Raw genomic sequence first — 18,381 nt, 5'->3', positions numbered from 1 at the left:
CTCAAGAACTCGACAATTTGATATCCCAATCGATTTAACCACGCGCGTCCCACCCGGACGGCGGGCTACGGCCCAGGGGGCTCCTTCGAGGAGCCCTTTTTAATGCCTGGGCTTTATGTCATTGCTTGAGCTGCGAACACCGTTGTGGCGAGGGAGCTTGCTCCCGCTGGGCTGCGCAGCAGCCCCAAGAGCCTTACACGGTGAACCAGGCAAATGGCATCCGCCGGTTTCAGGACTGCTGCGCAGTCCAGCGGGAGCAAGCTCCCTCGCCACAAGGGTTGTGCTCAACCTTGAATCAACGCAATGCCGCGATAGCATCCACCGACTCACGAATCAACGCCGGCCCTTTATAGATAAAGCCCGAATAAATCTGCACCAGGCTCGCCCCGGCGGTGATTTTCTCGGCGGCATGCCGACCCTCAGTGATGCCGCCCGCCGCGATGATCGGCAAGCGCCCCGCCAGTTCGGCGGCCAGCACCTTCACGGTGTGGGTGCTCTTGTCACGCACCGGCGCGCCAGACAACCCACCCGCCTCGTCACCATGTTCCAGCCCCTCGACCCCTTCGCGACCCAGCGTCGTGTTGGTGGCGATTACCGCGTCCATCCCTGTCTCGATCAGGGCCTGGGCGACCTGGGTAGTTTCTTCGTCGGTCATGTCCGGGGCGATCTTGATCGCCAGCGGCACATGCCGGCCATGCATCACTGCAAGCTCGGCGCGGCGCCGGGCCAGGTCGGCCAGCAGTTGCTTGAGGGAGTCGCCGAATTGCAGGCTGCGCAGCCCCGGGGTGTTCGGCGAACTGACGTTGACGGTCACGTAGCTGGCGTGGGCGTAGACCTTGTCCAGGCAGATCAGGTAATCGTCGACGGCGCGCTCCACCGGCGTGTCGAAATTCTTGCCGATGTTGATGCCCAGCACGCCCTTGTACTTGGACGCGGCCACCCGGGCCAGCAAGTGATCGACGCCCAGGTTGTTGAAGCCCATGCGGTTGATGATCGCCTCGGCCTCGGGCAGGCGGAAAAGCCGTGGCTTGGGGTTACCCGGCTGCGGGCGCGGGGTGACGGTGCCGATTTCCACGAAACCGAACCCCAACTGGGCGAAGCCGTCGATGGCCGCACCGTTCTTGTCCAGGCCTGCCGCCAACCCCACCGGGTTGGGGAACTCCAGGCCCATGACCGTCCCCGGCACTTTCGCCGGGGCCTTGCACAGCAAACCGTTGAGGCCCAAACGTCCGCCCGCGCCGATCAGGTCCAGGGACAGATCGTGGGAGGTTTCCGGGGAAAGTTTGAACAGCAGCTCACGGGCCAGGGTGTACATGGGTGGGTTTGACTCTCTGGGCGATAAAAAAGTGACGGGATTATACCGGGCAGGAGGGCGACCGGCGAGAACCCTGGCTATTGGAGTCTCCATCTTTGCGTCAAGGCACCGCAGCCATCACCTCGGAGCGTTATTTGATAGTTGGCATCGCAAAAAGCATTCAAAAGATCCCTGCAGCTGCCATTGCAGCCCCAGTATCCCTCCGCCACGCAGGATCAGGAAATGCTTATTTCTTCCCCAGGTTCACCTGTCGCTCGATCCATTCCCAATGAAGCCGGTCCGGACATTGCCATCACGATAGACGACCGTTCACCCCATACCACCATAGAGATGTTCAATGCACATATCCCCGCCGACGAGATCGCCCCGCTTTCCTCAGAAAACTTAAGGTTCGCGCTGATGGGCGTCGAGGAAGCCCTTCACGAAATCGAAACAGAGCAAAAGGGAAGCGCCGACAACGCCACTCAGAAATTCATCGACGCCATCACAGTGCAATTAGACGATGGTCCTGACGACCCAGTGCTCACCGACGATATCGGTCTGAATATTCCCAACTTGGCACAGTTCGAAAGCTCAAGTCATTCGTCAGATCCCGACACGTTCATGCGACGCGGCCAAATCATCCTGGAATACCTCGGCGAGCAACTGGGCAAACTGGTCAACAACGAATTCGAAGGCGATCTCGGACGCTGGGCCAGCAACCTGACCATTTCCAGCGTACGCACTGGCCTGGTCACTGCTACCCTCACGGTGCTCAGGCAACTGGTCGGGTTCGCCCTGGAAAAAACCCTCCAATCCAATGCCCCCTCACCCCTGACACGCAGCGTTATCAGCACAGTCGTCCAGAGCCTTGGCCCACTGCTGAATGTCCTCGGCGCAATCAGGGACGAGTGCAATAACACGGCAAGCTGGGAAACGCGCGCGGCACGTCTCGTCACACTCGTATTATCGGTCCTGGCTTTCGCAGCCGCTGCCACCGTGCCCACCGCACTACCTGCATTGGCCCCCTTCGTCTCGCAAATGGCGTTTTATACGTTTGCCCAGGATTTGGTGAGCCTGTTCTGCCCGACCGGCGACAATGCGAAAGCCAGCCCTGGCGGTACGGCCATCGCCGGCCTGCTCAACGGCATGCTCCAGTTCCTGTCGTTCACGGGAATGAACTATACCGCGCCACACTCCGGTCCCGGGTATGTCATGGCGCAGGGTAATCAGCCATTACCGCCAGAGTCAGAAGGCTTGGCCTTTCAACTTGCGAATTGGTGCGAAAAACAAAAAACCGACCCAAACCTGCCGCCTGAGGCCCAGGCCGAACAGATTCTAAACTCCCTGACTCTGGAACTGGGTCACGACATAACACGGGGTGGGCTCAATGCCTCGGCCGACATTCTTGGCCAAGTGCTCATGGGCGAAGCGGGGCACGCCTTACAAGAAAATCCTTCGGAAAAGGGGTTTCGAATCAACCCCATCTCTTTCCGAATACCCACCGCCGAGCAAGCGGCCAACCAACTCCTGTCCACTAATGCGATACGCACCTCCGTAGGCCAAATCATCATGGGCGTCGTCATCTCGGCCTCCCGCTACTTTTCGACCCTGCCGATTCCCAAAGAAGTGGTGGACCATATCGCCAACTTGTTGGTCGCTGCCGTGGTGTTCGCTGCGCGTCCCGGTACGGCCTATGTCAACGCGCGCAGCACGCCCGCATAGGTTTTTCTTTGCAAAGGGCGTGTTCCTTGCCTGACACCGGTCGGTCAGGCGAGGCGAACCGTGGCGAGGGAGCTTGCTCCCGCTGGGGCGCGAAGCGGCCCCCATCTTGGGTCTGCTGCGCAGCCCAGCGGGAGCAAGCTCCCTCGCCACGGGGTTATCGCTGGTTTCAACGTGTTCGCAGACCTGCTAGGGATGCGCGGCGTCAATCACCACTCACTCTTCTCCCAAGCCTCATCCCCCATCGGCTGAAACACATCACGCATAACGCCCAGGACATAGACTTCCATGGCGAACGCCAGGCCATTGGCCCCACGGACTTCCTTATAGAGCTGCGACTTTTCCAGGCCCTCTTCCTTCAACCGAACCAGCACCTGTTGCGTGATCGTCTTCAATGCCGTGGCGGTGGGGTAGGCAGCGGTTTCTCCGTCCGCCCCGCGCAATGTGCGAAGAAACTCATGAATCGCCTTCTCGCCCTGCCCTTCCATGGCCAACAGCAATTGATACAAGTGCTCGAACTCAGGGTCCGGACGTTTGTTTTGCTCACCGGCAGCCAGCAGGCGCGACTCCAGCGTCTCGACTGCCAGACTTGCGCTGCGATCCAGCACGCTGGAACCGCTCATGGTTTCAATCTTCATGGTGAACCTCGGTTGGCGTGGAATCGGTAGGACGCTCGACGAAGCTTGAGCACAGGTCCGCCAGGGTCTGTAACGATGCCTGGTCCAGGGAGCGAACCGACTCCGGCAGGGCGGCGATGCTCGCCAGCAACCTGGGCGCCAACCGTTCCTGGATCGCTTCAACGTCGAATTCCAGCAGTTGATCCGCCAGCCGCAGCACGTAGCGGTCCTGCGGGTGATATTCCAGGATCAGCTCGCCGGCCCATTGTTTACGCAGGCTGTCCCGCAGTTCATGACCGCGCGGGCGGCAATGCAGCGGCAACAGCACCTGCAGTACTGCAGTGGAGTCGCCCGGCTGCCCGGCCAGCCAGCGCTCCAGCACTTCATCCAGCCATTGCGGCTGATTCATGACGTGGGCGAGCAGACCTCGCGCGGCCCGAGCCAGCTCGTTGCGCAATTGCAGGCCCAGGGTTTGAGACTTCAGCAAACCGTCCGCCAACTGCCCGGTGACGCGCAGGAGGCCCTCGGCATAACCCTGTTGAAACGCCTGGGCCTGCAGCGCTTCGGCATCGCGCTGGGCCTGCTCGACACACTCGCGGGCCCGACGCTGGGCCTCCATCTGCAAGCGCTGACGGCGCCGGACGGCGGCGATGTCCTCGCGGGTCAGGCGCACGTCCTCGCCCACAGGCAGATCAGTCAGGGAGCGGATAGAGTCGAGCATGCTGCACCGCCAGAAAGAACAAGCTTGGATCGGGTTTCGTGAGCGGGCATTGTCGATGCAAGCCCACGACCGTCTCGGAAAATTGCAACGCCAGGCGATCGAGCAGCGCGGCAGGAACCTGTTCGTGCCAGCTCCACAGTGCATTGAGGCCAGCCGCTTCGACCTGCTCCACCGAAACAGGTGAGCGGTTGATCGGCAGACCGCCTCGAGCCCCCAAGCTGTAACTCGCGAAACGACGAACCGGTATCGGCAGGCATCCCAGCGCGGCGCCTCGCGCCAGATCGGGCATCAAGCGATAAGCGCCCATCAGCAAGGCGATATAAGGCAATCGTCGCCAATGACGAACCCATTGTTTCGCCACGCCGGTCAGCGGCGACGGCCACGGCCCTTGCAACGCCAGCCCTTCGAGCACTATCCGGTTGAGCAGGCTTCGCGCCTGGGCCCCATCGAATCCCGCTGGCACCACCAGGCGCTGAGGATGCAGATACTCCAAAGGCTCAGCGAGAATTTTCTGCAAGCCGTCAACGTCCGACATCACGCCGCCTTGCACTTGACTGGTGATAGACCCAGCCGCCGCCGGCCATCAGCAATCCACCCACCACGACCAACAACCACGGCCAACTCGAATGTCCCTGGGTTGCAGCAACTGTCGGCGCGACATGCTGGGTCGGAGAACGCCTGGACAGCACCACCGAAATGTTTTCGTACTCCACTGCCGCAAAACTGTTCTTGAGGAAACGCTTGATGTCGGTGATCAGCAATTGCGGTTCCACATCGCGCTCATGCAGCACCATCGCCGAGAGGTGGATAGGCGGCGACTTGCGCCCGCCTTCGCCGGCATCCAGGTCATAACTGACATGCACCCGGGCTGAAACCACGCCTTCGAGAACGCCCAACGACTGTTCGATGCGCTGCTCCAACGCTGAATACAACCGGGCTTTTTCCGCCCGGGGCGAAGCCACCAGGGAGTCGGAGGGAAACATCTCGGCGACTTGCAGACGTGGCCGGGACGGCAACGAATAAAGGTTGAGCAAATCGACGGCGGCGGAAAAATCCAACTGATCGATTTTCACCGCATAACCGGCTTTGCCGGCGTCGACTTTCACCGCCGCGATGTTGTTGCGTTGCAGGACCGAAAGCACCTCATTGGCCTGCTGCTGATCCAGCCCTTCAAGCAGGCTCGGCTGGCGACACCCCGCCAGCACCAGGCATATCACCAGCAACACCGCGCCCGGTTTCATGACGCACGCAACAAGGTTTCTGCCGTGCCTACGGCCTTGCGCACCAGCACGTTGAGCAAGTTGATGTCGACGTTGTATTGCCCGGTCATCTCCTGCAACTGGGCCAATACTTCAGGGTCGCTGATATCCGGACGCAGCAGCAATTGATTGATCGCGGCGACTTCCTGGCCGCTGTCCACGGCGGAACCGGCAAACGCCTCGATCAAGCGCGATTCAAGTGAAACGACCGAGCCTTCCTGCGGACCACGCAGCTCAACGAAGGTCGCGCCATGAACAAGCGAAGGGGAAACACTGAGGATGGACATACGATGCACTCATGAAAATGGCCATCGTCTCGGGCGATGGCCAGTCGAAAAAAGTCAGCGTTCAGCGAGCCGCCTGGATGATCGCCATGTCGATATCCTTGAAGCCCTTGATGGTGTTGGTCTGGGCGTTGCGGAAGACCGTGTAGGAGGAAAATGCGGTCTGATAGGCCGCTAGCTTTCCAGGATCAGAGGCGTCGGTCTTGAGGTCATCCAATGCCTGGTCCAAGGCTTCCTTGAGGCCTTGGGCGCCGAGCTCGAACGCTGCAGCTTGCTGTCCGAGGAAGTCATCGGGAAATTCGGGAAACATGATCGGGATACCAGGCATACGTCACCTACTTTGCTTGTTGGAAAAATGCCACGACGAAGCACTCGTCTTGACGTAGCCCTGTGGGCCGGTTTGAAACGACAGGCCCTTGAGCCCGTCGTCCTTGAGCTCGACAGTGAAATGCACGTAGCGATCACCCCACTGCCGGTAAAAACTGTCGACATACTGGCGAGCGGCGGCCAATTCGGAATCCTGCAGGTTGCCCTCGACGGCGAACGTGACACTGTCCGCGTGCTCGACCCGGCTGAAGCCCAGTGCAAGTCGTTGCAAACCACCCTGCGCAAGGTCGGCAAGCAACTTGTCATCCTGCATCTGCACCACGACGTCGCGGGCATAAGGTGCTGCCGCGAGCAACGTATCGAACAGCTTTTCCTGCTTGTCCGGGGTGAGCAGATTGCGTTGCGCGCTGAGCAGCAGGCGCGGCGTCGATGGGTCCTTGAGGTCGAGAAAATGCCAGGCCAGTTGCGGATCGTGATCGATCAGCACCTGTTCCAGTCGACGACGCTCCTGGTCCACCATCAGCACCTTGCCACTCAGGGTGTTGTGGCGCGTCAGCACCTGTTGGCTCCAACCGGCATCGCGCTCGGAAGCCACAAAGACGTAGACCGAATGATCGCGCCCCGGCAGCACCTGAACCTCGGCACTGGCGCCGGTGATCAGCGCGCGAATATCGGTTTCCGGCGCCGGCCCTGGCACCGCCCAAAGCCCCATCACGGTCACCAGAACAATCAGAGCCAGACCGGCCGCGCCCCATCGCATCCAAGGGGCCCGCGAACTCACGGAGGCGGTGGCATTGGACGGCGTCTCGGGGGCTAGACCAAGGCATTCGGGCGCCCAGGGTTGGTGTTCAGGACGCAGGGCGATTTGCAGGCTGCCGATCTGCAGCCTGGCCTGGAAGGCACAATGGCGTACCTCCACCGAATCGCCGAGCAGCCGCAATGGCAAACCGTTCGCCGTAGCTTGGTCGGCCAGCACTTCGAAATTGCGGCCACCTTCCTCCAAGGGAACGAAGATGGACTCCGTCGGAACGCTGGCAGCACGTGCGCCATCCCCGAGCACCTCCACAGCCCCGACCAAGAACAGGGTCGTGCCTTCACCAAGGGGAAACTCACAACCCTGCAACGGACCATTGAGTATCCGCAAAATACAGGGCGGTAGAGGGGTGGCGATCGGGACTGTCACCGTCCAGGCTCCAGGGCCATCAAATGAGCGGACAGGTTAGAAACGCCGACCACGGGGTTCCTGATCGAATTCTGCCGATCGCCTCCCGCAAAGGATCAGAATCCCGTAACCAGCCCGGTTCACGGCGCCGTCATTCGCGCCTGGGTGAACGCCTGATAGCGTTTCCAGACTTTGCGTGCATAGCGAAGCCGCGCCGCCTGACGGTGAGGCGAATGGCCGGCGTTGTAGGCGCCGACCGCCGTCCAGTTGTAGCCGTAGCGGGCGATGAATTCGGCCAGCACCTGCGCACCGACTTCCACCGACAGGCACGGCTCATCCAGCAGACGCTGCTCGGTAATGCCTTGGGCATTCAATCGAGGCAAATGGATGCTGTTGATCTGCATCAGCCCGATATCGCGGGTGCCGTTGCGGTTGTGGTTGATTGCGTCGGGCTGCTGCCCGGACTCGACATCGGCAATCGCTTGCAGCAGCTCGGGTTCGATGGCATGCAACTGCCCCGCCCTGCTCCAGCACCAGGCATGCGCCTGGCTCATGCCAAGTCCCAGGCCCAGACACATCGGCACGCATAACCACTTGCTCTTGCGCCGCCTCATGCCAGGCGCCGCTCGCTGATCCACCTCAGCTGTTCGTGAATACGCCCCCGCAAGATCTGCGCCCGGACACAACCGGGGTCATGCCGCAGACACTGGTCGATAAACTGCGCCGCCTGCTCATTGCGCCGCCAGAACCAGTGATGCCAGGCATGAAAATACAACACGTCAGCCTGATCGGCCGACAACAGGCAGCGTCGGAACAACACCTGGGCCGCCTCCTCGCAGCCACGCAAACTGGTGAGCAACGCCAGGCGCGTCAAGGCCGGGAGACTGCCGGGGTCCAGCGCCAGGGCACTGGAAACCGCTGAATGCGCCTCTTCGATGGCACGTTTCTGGTCACCCAGGCCCATCAGCGCCTGCCCCAGCCACACATCCGCCAAACCGCACCAGGGCGGCGCGTAGCCGGCATCGAGTTTCAAACACTGGCGGAACAGCACAGCGGCATCGCCCAGGCTTTGCGCGGTGTGCCGTTGCAAGCTGCACAGCCCATTGAGATATGCCACCGCCACCGGGTACGACCCACAACGGTCACCGACCGGGCGCAACCCGGCTACACGCTGGGCCACCAGACACGTCAATGCACCCAGGGCCTCGCCAGGATCATGGGCGTCCAACGTCTGCCCGTGGACCAGCGCCTGGTCGCTGCCACGAATCAACTCCACCGACCAATGTCGCTGCCCGCCCGAACCAATGAACCGCCCGCTCAAGCAGTAATCCGCCGACAACCGCCCGACCCACGACCGCACATCGTGCGAGGGCCCGTCGACCGGGATCAATCCGGAGGGAATGACGTGCAACGCCTCGCCAAACGCGGTGGTCAACTGACGGATCATCACATCCTGCAGATCCAGCGCCGCCGTCTCGTCCAGGTGACGAAAAGGCAAGACCGCCAACGAAGGCGCCACCGCCCCCGTCTGCCTCGGCACGTCGAGCTCAACCACCGAACCGGTGAATCGATAGCCCTGACCGTAGACCGTTGCAATGTAATCCTTGTTTTCCTTGAGCAATTTGCGCAAAGCGTAGATACAGCGTGTCAGCGACTCCTCCGCCGCATCCATCCTGGGCCAGACATGGTCCAGCAAATAATCCTTACTGACGACCGTACCCGCCGACATCAACAACAGGCGCAGTACGTGCAGCTCTTTGGGTGGAACATGAACTCCTTGTCCATCTCGCATCAGCGTTCCATCGCTTTGCAATAGCCAGTGGTCAAAAACGAATGACTTCACCGGCGTTTGATCAGTTGCACTGTCCATACTCTGGGACTTCTCTATAGAAAGTTACTGAAGCGCGATTGAGCCTGCCGGGTGGGCAGGCTCGGGATGGCGAGCTGCGTGACTATAGGAAGTTGTGTGGGGGGATTCCGTAGGATGGCACGCCTATTAGCTGAAGAAATCACGCCTGTAACTGTAGGAAAAGCCTAAATGCGAGGCGCAGCCACGCATTAGAGCGCTTGCCACATGCGGCGTCAGTGGCCAACTACGAAGCATTGCTGCCGTGAAACTACTCACCGGAAATGCCACAGTAAACGAGATGTGTGAGTTGATGACTCTTTGCGCCGTCCAATCAGTGGATGACACGCCGAAGTTTACTGACAAGTGCAAGAGAGGTGCGCCCGCAATGTGAGCAATAGCCGCCGCGAGATGCTAGCGGCGGTTAAAAATATACAAATGAGCAGGTGATTTTATCGATCTTGGTCGACTTACCGCCCTCAGAATTAGGGGAAAATCAGCTGGAAATGCATGGCTACTTCATAGGGTCCTTAAAGGCGATAGCATCCACCTAACTCTAAGTGAGCAATGGCGCCTGCGAATTAATCTTATCCATTCTCAACACCGATAGGGAGTTTAAGTTCGCGATAATCGGCAGGCCTTGGAGTTTTACTTTCAGGCATGCCTTTGATTTTGTGTAACATATCTTTAGTTGGCAGTATGAATTGCCCATCGCTTCTGGACAATATCAACGCATCGATATTCTCACCCTGTTCCAAATGATGAATGATCTCATCAATACCAAATGCGCGCGATTCATTCAAGGGATGATCCCCTTTGTTTACCCAAATATGCAGGTGCAAGGTAGCGGTTGATGGCGCTACCGGAAAATGGAAAAATAAACTGATTTTATCTTTTTCAGCAGACACCCCGTAAATATCAACTAGATACTGTAGAGCGTCCAACTTTAACTTTTCCAACATCCCGACATCACCCCAATCTAAATCCAATATAGAAGTTAATGACTTCACGCCCGACATTAATTCAGCGCGATGCTGATTTAATTCTGTCCTCTGGCTAGCTTGTGTTTGCCCTATTGAAAGATCACCGTTGATTTCCCGGATCAAATCCTGTGGCGCCGTTGGATGAACAGCCCAAGCCGTCAGTTGGATCCCTTCAGGTCTAGTGGCCAGATCCGTGACTTTTCCAGCGGTATAAGTTTGCGACATGTAGGGAATATTCGGGTAAATCAGGAATCCATTGCCCACCCCCAACGGGGCAGAGTAATGAAAGACATCGGGATTTTCCTTGTACACATCTTTGTATACCTTATCGCTTGGCTCCCGGCTGCTACCGTACAGCAGTTCAACCAGAAATTGGGTGACATGTGTGTTTTTGTATGTTTGCTGGAGCTGTGCCAGGTTAGTGGTTGTCAGGGTTACCTGAGCCAAATCGGTAGTTTGATATTTCTGCAAACCTCTTGGGTTTATCCATCTAAAACTACCGTAATCGTCTTCAAGTTTTTTGGATATGTAGGCACCATGATTAAAATCGGGGACACCTGACTTTCCTGGCTTAATCAAAACATGGTATTTATCCCGATTTAACTTGCTTAGGGCTTTCCGGTTATCATCTATACCATAAGCATCCAATGTTCTGCGGAGCGCAGAGCTTTTATGTGTTTTCAGGTTAACCTGAGAGTTACGTACTGCCTGTATACTCAGGGTCTGATGGCGGGACTGACTCGAGTCAGCGTGCGTAGCCGTAGCAGAACACCGCAATGACCGAATTGAAATCATTAGTAACCTCCTATTCTTGTCATACGGCAAATGACAAGTGCGTTGGCTGCGCCTAGGGACTAAGGCCTAGCTGAACGTACTGCACTGGCAAGACAACGGCCGCACATAAATCACAAAGGCAGATTTAAAGCGTTGTCGCTCAGACCTTTGAATGGAATGCCACTAATATCCTTGATAGAGTCCGAGACAGGTAAAAAATAGGAACCCTCGTTGCGACTCAGAACAAGATCTCCGATGTCTTCTCCAGTCTTAAGATGCGCAATGATCGTGTCAAGATCGAAAGACCTTGGTTCATTCAGCGGGTGATCGCCTTTGTTAACCCAGGTGTGCAAGTGAAGCGTGGCGGTTTTTTCTGCAACGGGGAAATGAAAGAACATTCTGGTACTATCATGTTCATCTACAGCGTAAACATCCCGAAGATGCTGCAATGTCCCAAGCCGCAACTTTTCGAGCTGAGGAAGATGCTCCTGCTTTAAACTTAAAATACTGGTCAAGGACTCAAGCTTTGTTTTATCACCGATCGTTCTTTGTGACGTTTGCTGGCTTGCTTCAAGTCTTCCGAGGCCAGATTGATAATGTCGCGCCGCTAGAAACGCGGAATATATAGCCGGGTGAATCGCATAGGTACACAAGATGATGCCATGTCTACTATTTTTGAGTGTCTGAGGAGCATTGACATAGGTATCTAACAACTTTTCATCACTGTACGGTGAATTCGGCCTAATGAGATAGCCATGTTGCGTGAGATCGATCGGCGAAATAAATTCAGCCAGGCTAGCATTTTGACGATAAAGATCAGTATCTGGACAGGCTTCTACATTGAGTATTTTGATGAGAAAATCCGGCAAGGGAGTCTCCAAATATGTATCACTGAGCTGCGCCAATTGATCTTTGTTCGCAAAGGTGATAACAGCGACATCTTTGGTTTGATACTTGATAAGACCCTTTGGATTTAACCAGCTGAAGTTACCATAGCCGTCTTCGTCCTGTTTAGATACATAAGCGCCATGGGTTAAATCGGGACTGCCTGAGCGATTTTTTTTTACCAACACATGGTATTTTTCCCGATTTAGCTGGCTTAATACTCCACGAGTATCGTCTATGCCATAGGCGTCCAGCGTTCTGCGCATCGGTGAATCTTGAGTGTTGTGCACCGCCCTCACCGTTATGGCCTGATTACGCTGATGACCTTGCTCAGCCGGTATAATAGCGATAGAACGTTGCGATGTTTGGATTAGGGTCATCGTGTGTATCCTTGACAACTTAAAAAATTGATCAAGCTTGTAATTTCTGCCCTCATCCCGGCCTAGCCCGGTAGAGGTGTCGTATTCGATAATGTAGTGATGGCGGATCACCCTGCTGCTCCGCTCGATATCCGCCGATCCGAGCGATGTGATTGACGCTGTTTTCCAGCATTAAATACTTGCCTTTATCGGCGGTCAGATATTATTTTCAATGCAGCATAAAAATCATAGATGACTTGACTGAGTTTATTTCCAACTACTGCAAGCGGATCAACCAACGCTTTCAATTCGAAACCATCATTGCACTTACCCAATGTCAAATGACCCGTTTCAACGTACTCCATTGCGCTTGTGATGACGGGCATTATATACCTAGAATTCTCTATCAATAACTCCTCGCTAATCGCGATGAACGACCAGATAAAAAGGCGATCTTCGACCAGCGAAATATTAATGGATTGTTCTTCATATATATCAATAGCTATGGTTGAGTGCGAGTCAAAATCGTGCAACAAGCAATCTGAAACCCCCAGCACAGCCAGTGCATCACGAACTAGAGAACTAAGTTCCTGATGAACATTTTGAGAGAATGATAAAGAGCAGTAGGACATAACCATCTATAATGACCCGTTTTCAACTTCCGAAGTAACCATGCATTTTGGCTGACTTCAGCCTCCGCTAATTTTAAAAGCGCGTACCAACTCAGCTGTCACCGAATCTTCTTCGGGACATAGAGCTGGATCAACAAGCGACCTTTTAAGCCAACATCCTTTATTCGACTGAATGCCGAACAAGAAATCGCCTCTGAAATTATCAGCAGCGACCGCTAAAAATAACACTTTACTGATTTACTGTACCGCAATTAAAGTTATCGACAACGGCGCATGCGCAGACTTTCCGAGGCAATCAATGCCAACAGAGCCACCAAGCACATTCACGATATTTAATTTCAGACAAATCTCAGCCGCGGTTCGCCCCAAGCCTTCAATTACAATACACTCTCGCTACCTGCAATTGAATTAACAATATCGTTCACAGACCGCCATTCCGCTACCTGGCTCGACGATAACTCTACATTAAAGGCCTCCTCCACAGTCATGACAATCTCTACTATATCGACAGAATCAACATTCAGATCTTCCACCAGCCGCGAATTTCTACTTATTTTCCGATGTACTTTCGAAAAACACCCAGTCAACAGCCTTATTACCTGAGACTCAATAGCCACCTCAGCAACAGTCACGTTCACTCTCCATAAACTTAATTAAAAATTCAACATCGCCCTCAACATATCCGCAAACTGATTCAAATGCGCCGACAGTGTCTTGTTGAAATTGTCATGATACGAATTGGCATTCGAATATTTCTGAGTAAGGGACTGCAGCATGTTTTTCAGGCGTTCTTCCTGGGCGTTGAAGCCGGTTTGCCATTGGTTGTACTTGGCGGTATCCCACGTCACCGTGCCGCTATACGACGCCAGGCCGCTTATCATCGTCGTCAACGGGCTGGTGTCGATGACCACGCACCAGCCGCTGCCTGGAGGGGGATTCTTTTTAAGGCAACTGACAGGCAGGCCCAGTGCCTTGAGCCATTTCTCTGCTTCTTCCTTACTGGTTCCGCCACTGTCAGGGTCCGGAAAAAGCACAGATTCGGAGTTGGGATGGGTGTACTTTTCGAGCAACGTAGTCAATGCGTCGCGCAACGCGTCGACATTCACCTTGACGTCCTTACCGTCGTTCGCCCCCTCGATCCAGTCCTTCATCTTCGCGGTGATTGCAGCGTTGAAATCGGCAAAGAAGTCGGTATAGGCCTTGATGATGTGTTCGTAACCGGCGAGGTAGCCGTTCTTGATCAGGTCGATCAGCTCGAGCAGTTTTTCGAAGAAGTCATTGGAGGAATTGATCCCGGCAGCCAGGGCCTCCGCGATTTCGAAGGGTGTGTCCTGGTCCACGGTTTGCTTGAGGCTGCGCAGGATTTCGCCTTGTTCGTCATTGAGCTGGCGCAGGCGACTTTCGTCCAGAAGCGTGGACTTCATGCAGTGGCTCATCACCGCACAACACTGACGGACGCGCTGGGCCCACAGGTGTGAGCGATCGCGCTTGGCGTGGATCTGTTCGAGAAGCTCCGGAATAAGTTGCGCCACGGACTCGGTGGTCATGCCTTCCAGCGACTTGGCGTTGAACGGGCCCCTGAGCAGAGTGGCGAGGCTGCGATTGAGTGCGTTCACGGAGCGGTCGAGCAACTGTGTCAGAGAGCTGACCGTTTGTGCCTCAACGGGAATGTCCACAGGCAGCGGCGCATCGACCGTGGCGTCGATGTTTGGCAGCAATACCACGGGCGTCTGGATGAATCTCGTGATTTCCATATTCCTCTCCTCAAGCCGTCACGGCGCGAATAACGTCACTGCGTGATTGAAAAAGCTGCATGACCATGTCCATCAGTTTTTGCAGCAATGCGGCATCGGCCGCGTCTTTTTGAGCGACTTCATCCCCCAGGCCCTTCTGGCTGTTTTGCGCACTTTGCTGCAGCATCTCTTTCTCCCGCGCGGCGTACTCGGTCAGGAGGCGCACCATGCTCGACACCACCTGGCTCAGGTTCGTCGACATGGCGCTGAGGGCGCGGCCGATTTCCAGTTTCCTTTCAATACCCCGGCTGCCCATCTGGCTTAGCCAGTCGGAGGTCTCGCTGACTTTCTGCGCGTTGAATATTTGTTTTTCGAACCAGGCCTGGTCCTTGGGCGACAGGGGCGAACCCTTGGGCTTGAAATCGACCAGCGTCGGACGGCCGAACGCGTCGAATGTCCTGATCTTGTAGGTGGTGTCCGAATTCCAGTCCGTGCGGTCGCGCTCAAGCTTGAGGTCGCTCTCGATGTTCCTGGCGTTCAGGGCGTTGGGCTTGTGCAGGTTCAACCGGTTCTGGGGGTCTGTCTCGCTCAGCCACTTGGCGTTGCGACCGACCTCCTGTGCCTTGAGGATTTCCTTGTCGAACCAGGCCTGGTCCTCGGCTGGCCGGGGTGAACCGCTGGGTTTGAAATCGACCGTCTTCGCGCGACCGAATTCATCAAGGGTCTTGATCTTGTAGGTGCTCTGCGGATTCCACTCGCTGCGACTGCGTTCAAGCTTGAGGTCGCGTTCGATATTGCGAGCATCCATGGCGTTGCGTTTGTGCAGGTCGATATCAGCATGCTTCAACGTTTGACCCTGGAAGGTCTTGAGCAAGGCGAACCCAGAGATCGCGCCGGAGACGATTGCCCCGGTGATAGCGCTGTACAGTGCCGCCTCGCCTGACTCGATAATGGCCGCGCCTTGGGCCTTGGCCGCCTCGGAGGCCATGACGCTGAAATGTCCACGCAGTTGAGCGTTGGCGACCCGCGCGATGTTCAGCGCGATGATTGCCGCCACCAGTACGTTCGCGTGTTTCTCCCAGGCGCCTGGGTCGAAGATCAGGTCGTTGCGTACTTCATCGCTGAGCATCGTCGCGGCGGCCGTGAAGTCCTGCCAGTCCGACTCGGAGGGCTGGTAGGCGTTGATCGCACTCTCCAGTTCCGCAGCTGATGGTGCCGTGATGCTGGGGGTCTGGAGGACTTGTCTTGCGGTGATCTTGTCGAACATCGGCGAAGCCGAGAGAGACTTATCTTTGCGATCTTTTGAAGACTGCTCTTGGACAACGCTCCCCCCTGCATCAGGGACGAGGTAATGCCTGTTCGTAGTGTCAATAGCGTTCATCGTAGGTACCTGTTATCCGTGATTTCAAACGTTCCGAACCATGTTCAGGCTGACGTTGTGACTGCGCTGCAGATCGGCAAACACCTGTTCGATCTGATGGGTTCGCTCCCGCATCGCCTGGCCGTAATCGTCGACCACCTGGGTCAGGTATTTGCTGATTTCCTCGCTGATTGCCATGCGCACTCGCACATCGGCCAAATGCACGGCCGCCTGGGCCTGATGCCGACCGGCTTCGATTTGCATCACGCCCTGCGCCGCGACATGGCCGAACTCGGTGACGGCCTGGGCGATCTCCAGGTTGGCGGCGTAGCGGGCCAGCGATACCGCATCGGCGCCGTTGGTCACCAGGCTGCGCAACTGCGTGAGCATCTGGGTCAGCGAGTTGCCCACTGAGGTTGCCATCTGCTTCATGGCTTGCATTGCGGCGGGTGCTGCCTGGGCGACCACCGATCCAAGTTTCGAGGCGACGGCGCTGACCATTGGCCCGACCACCTGCACTCCAACGATGGCCACCAGGGCCACGGCTGCCAGCGTCGAAACGACGCCCTGGATCATGCCGGCGATTTTCCCGATCTCCTTCGCCGTGTCCTCATCGACACCCAGGTCGATCAGCATTTGGGTGTAGATCTCGGTGAACCGCTGGATGGCTTCCTGCATGACGACGGTCAGCGGTTTCATGGCCTCGGCCATGAACGACTTGCCGGTTTTTTCCTCGACTATCACATCGGCCAACATGACCCCCAGGCCAACCACCCCTACCACGATCAGCGGCAGGCTGCCGGTCATGACCCCGGCAACGATGGCGGCAACGGACAATATCGCCCCGACGATCTTGCCGATGCATCCCATGGTTTTCTGCAGAGCCTCGGCCTTGCGCACTTCCTCCAGGTATTTATCCGACTCACGCTTCATGAGCTCCTGAAGCTTGGCCTGCAGCTCCTGGAACAGCTCCTGGCTTAGCTCCTCCTTGTTCTGCGCCGCCTCGCCGAGCAGTTCGATGATCTTCAAGCGGTTGAGCAAGGCCAGTGCACTGCTGCTGAGGGCTTTTTCGTCGGTTTCCTTGTGGTCGGGGCCGGCGCCGGCCCCCACCACTTTCATGACCACCCCGCTCAGGGTTTTGGCAAAGGTATTGGCGATCTCGATCAGCTTCAGGTGCGCAGCGGTCGCTGCGTTGAACGTTTGGGTGTGGCTCGCCAGTTCGCCCTTGAGCTGGTCGCGATGGGTCAGCTCCTCGGCGTATTCGGGTGATTCAGGGTCCAGCTGCGCCAGGCGCGCCTCGCTGTCTGCCAGTAGCCCTTGGAAATGCAGGAGCCGTTCGTGCAACTGATCGAGGTGCTCCTGGCTGCTACCGACATCCCCCTCGGCGTCCGCCATGGCCTGGACGGCGGCGGCGTATTCGGCCGAAAGGTTTTCAAGCCCCTGCTGCCGGGCACCGGCCATGCTCTGCAACATCGCCAGGCGGTTCTTCAGCTTGTTGACGTCGACCTCACCGATCAGCTCGGCAATCATCGCCATCAACAGGGTGAACAGGTCACCGTTGGTTTCCTGTTTGTTGCCATCGGCCCGCGGCGGCGGCGCGTGCAGCACGGGCCGGCCAGTGCTGGCGGTGGTCGGGCCAGCGTGACCGTCGTATTGCACTGACATGAGGTCCGCCAGGGCTTTGCGACCGGCCTCCTGATAATCCTTGGTCCTGGCGGCCTTGCTGGCAGCCGCGCCGTATTTTTCAAAGGCTTCGGTGCGGCTCATTGCCCCCGGGAAGGGAGCGCTACGGGTGCTTCCAATGTCAGTCATGTTCAGTCCTCCGAACAGTGCAGTTCCATGTGGGCCAGGGTGTCGAGATACACCTTGGCCTGCTCGCGCAGATCGTCTTGCGTGGCTTGCTCGATGACGTATTCGAAACACAACCTGGCCTTGCCGACCTTGCCCAGGGCCAGATGACACTGGCCGGTGTACAGCATTGGCCGGTAGTCGTTCTTGCCTTGGGCAAACGCGATGGCATACAGGTCGATTGCCTTCTGGTGGTTTTGCTTGAGCTGGTGCACCGCCGCCAGTCCCATCCAGTAATGGCTGTTGTAGAAGTCGTAGATGCACAGGAAGTGGAAGAACTTCTCGGCATCGTCCAGCCGTCCTTGTTCGTAGAACTGGAAAGCGAAGGCATAAAGACCGTCCATGTGCTCGTCACTGAGGCCTTGCACGTCTTTCAACGCCGCGCCACCGAGTACCGCGTCCACGACCTCCAGGGCCACCTGCTCGTCTTGTTTGTTGTCGCGACTCATCGGCCACACTCCTGAAAAAACGTCAGCGTCGCTGACGGGGGCATTGAGCCAAAACGCCGTCGGGCACGCTGCCAAATTGCGCTCATCCCCTCGGCCTTGGATGCCTTTGTGGCGAGGGAGCTTGCT

The 18,381-nt window shown here is 56.9% G+C and carries 19 protein-coding genes; 1 reads left to right on the top strand and 18 read right to left on the bottom strand.

The features are described 5' to 3' along the window. Nucleotides 1-295: 295 nt before the first annotated feature. Nucleotides 296-1,315, bottom strand: a complete 1,020-nt coding sequence (locus QNH97_RS08880; protein WP_283556489.1) for a quinone-dependent dihydroorotate dehydrogenase — start codon at nt 1,313-1,315, stop codon at nt 296-298. Nucleotides 1,316-1,537: 222 nt separating this feature from the next. Here QNH97_RS08880 and QNH97_RS08875 point away from each other — a divergent pair, with 222 nt between their 5' ends. Beyond that, nucleotides 1,538-3,019: a hypothetical protein gene (locus QNH97_RS08875; RefSeq protein WP_283556488.1), complete on the top strand. Its 1,482-nt coding sequence runs from the start codon at nt 1,538-1,540 to the stop codon at nt 3,017-3,019. Between the two features lie 206 nt (nt 3,020-3,225). Here QNH97_RS08875 and QNH97_RS08870 read toward each other — a convergent pair whose 3' ends face one another. From QNH97_RS08870 to sicA, 17 genes are all read right to left on the bottom strand, one after another. Then, nucleotides 3,226-3,654 carry a hypothetical protein gene (locus QNH97_RS08870; RefSeq protein WP_283556487.1) on the bottom strand — a complete coding sequence of 143 codons (429 nt, stop codon included), beginning with the start codon at nt 3,652-3,654 and terminating at the stop codon, nt 3,226-3,228. Then, nucleotides 3,644-4,354 (bottom strand): oxygen-regulated invasion protein OrgB, encoded by a 711-nt coding sequence (locus QNH97_RS08865; RefSeq protein ID WP_283556486.1) that lies wholly within the window; start codon nt 4,352-4,354, stop codon nt 3,644-3,646. Before QNH97_RS08865 ends, QNH97_RS08870 begins: the two co-directional genes overlap by 11 nt. Further along, nucleotides 4,326-4,889, bottom strand: a complete 564-nt coding sequence (locus tag QNH97_RS08860; protein ID WP_283556485.1) for an OrgA/MxiK family T3SS sorting platform protein — start codon at nt 4,887-4,889, stop codon at nt 4,326-4,328. Before QNH97_RS08860 ends, QNH97_RS08865 begins: the two co-directional genes overlap by 29 nt. Continuing rightward, a complete protein-coding gene (locus tag QNH97_RS08855) occupies nt 4,876-5,595 on the bottom strand; it encodes an EscJ/YscJ/HrcJ family type III secretion inner membrane ring protein (protein ID WP_283556484.1) in 720 nt (239 codons plus the stop codon). Before QNH97_RS08855 ends, QNH97_RS08860 begins: the two co-directional genes overlap by 14 nt. Then, nucleotides 5,592-5,900: a type III secretion system inner rod subunit SctI gene (gene sctI / locus QNH97_RS08850; protein WP_283556483.1), complete on the bottom strand. Its 309-nt coding sequence runs from the start codon at nt 5,898-5,900 to the stop codon at nt 5,592-5,594. The genes QNH97_RS08855 and sctI overlap by 4 nt, the downstream gene beginning before the upstream one ends. Nucleotides 5,901-5,961: 61 nt before the next feature. Continuing rightward, on the bottom strand, nt 5,962-6,225 hold the full coding sequence (gene sctF / locus QNH97_RS08845) for a type III secretion system needle filament subunit SctF (RefSeq protein WP_283556482.1): 264 nt from the start codon (nt 6,223-6,225) through the stop codon (nt 5,962-5,964). Between the two features lie 3 nt (nt 6,226-6,228). Continuing rightward, nucleotides 6,229-7,407 carry a PrgH/EprH family type III secretion apparatus protein gene (locus QNH97_RS08840; RefSeq protein ID WP_283556481.1) on the bottom strand — a complete coding sequence of 393 codons (1,179 nt, stop codon included), beginning with the start codon at nt 7,405-7,407 and terminating at the stop codon, nt 6,229-6,231. 119 nt (nt 7,408-7,526) lie between these two features. Beyond that, on the bottom strand, nt 7,527-8,000 hold the full coding sequence (locus QNH97_RS08835) for a transglycosylase SLT domain-containing protein (RefSeq protein WP_283556480.1): 474 nt from the start codon (nt 7,998-8,000) through the stop codon (nt 7,527-7,529). Continuing rightward, complete coding sequence (locus QNH97_RS08830; RefSeq protein WP_283556479.1) at nt 7,997-9,178, bottom strand: winged helix-turn-helix domain-containing protein; 1,182 nt, start codon at nt 9,176-9,178, stop codon at nt 7,997-7,999. Before QNH97_RS08830 ends, QNH97_RS08835 begins: the two co-directional genes overlap by 4 nt. A 641-nt stretch (nt 9,179-9,819) precedes the next feature. Further along, the gene (locus tag QNH97_RS08825) at nt 9,820-11,010 is read right to left on the bottom strand and encodes a m7GpppX diphosphatase (protein WP_283556478.1); all 1,191 of its coding nucleotides are present in this window, start codon (nt 11,008-11,010) and stop codon (nt 9,820-9,822) included. A gap of 110 nt (nt 11,011-11,120) precedes the next feature. After that, nucleotides 11,121-12,254, bottom strand: a complete 1,134-nt coding sequence (locus QNH97_RS08820) for a hypothetical protein (protein ID WP_283556477.1) — start codon at nt 12,252-12,254, stop codon at nt 11,121-11,123. A 185-nt stretch (nt 12,255-12,439) separates the two neighbouring features. After that, nucleotides 12,440-12,871, bottom strand: coding sequence for an InvB/SpaK family type III secretion system chaperone (locus QNH97_RS08815; protein WP_283556476.1), 432 nt, complete (start codon nt 12,869-12,871; stop codon nt 12,440-12,442). Nucleotides 12,872-13,242: 371 nt separating this feature from the next. Further along, entirely contained in the window at nt 13,243-13,398 is a 156-nt protein-coding gene (locus QNH97_RS29360; RefSeq protein WP_350356200.1) for an acyl carrier protein, read from the bottom strand. A 120-nt stretch (nt 13,399-13,518) separates the two neighbouring features. Next, entirely contained in the window at nt 13,519-14,619 is a 1,101-nt protein-coding gene (locus QNH97_RS08810; RefSeq protein WP_283556475.1) for an IpaD/SipD/SspD family type III secretion system needle tip protein, read from the bottom strand. Between the two features lie 10 nt (nt 14,620-14,629). Next, nucleotides 14,630-15,865: an IpaC/SipC family type III secretion system effector gene (locus QNH97_RS29355; protein WP_350356198.1), complete on the bottom strand. Its 1,236-nt coding sequence runs from the start codon at nt 15,863-15,865 to the stop codon at nt 14,630-14,632. Between the two features lie 138 nt (nt 15,866-16,003). Further along, a complete protein-coding gene (gene sctE, locus QNH97_RS08800) occupies nt 16,004-17,770 on the bottom strand; it encodes a type III secretion system translocon subunit SseC family protein (RefSeq protein ID WP_283556474.1) in 1,767 nt (588 codons plus the stop codon). A 2-nt stretch (nt 17,771-17,772) separates the two neighbouring features. Continuing rightward, entirely contained in the window at nt 17,773-18,255 is a 483-nt protein-coding gene (gene sicA / locus QNH97_RS08795; protein WP_283556473.1) for a type III secretion system translocator chaperone SicA, read from the bottom strand. Between the last annotated feature and the right edge of the window lie 126 nt (nt 18,256-18,381).

The organism is Pseudomonas sp. G2-4 (assembly GCF_030064125.1).
Classification (GTDB): Bacteria; Pseudomonadota; Gammaproteobacteria; order Pseudomonadales; family Pseudomonadaceae; genus Aquipseudomonas.
The sequence above is the reverse complement of the archived record's forward strand: the minus strand, read 5'-3'. Positions and strand labels throughout refer to the sequence as shown.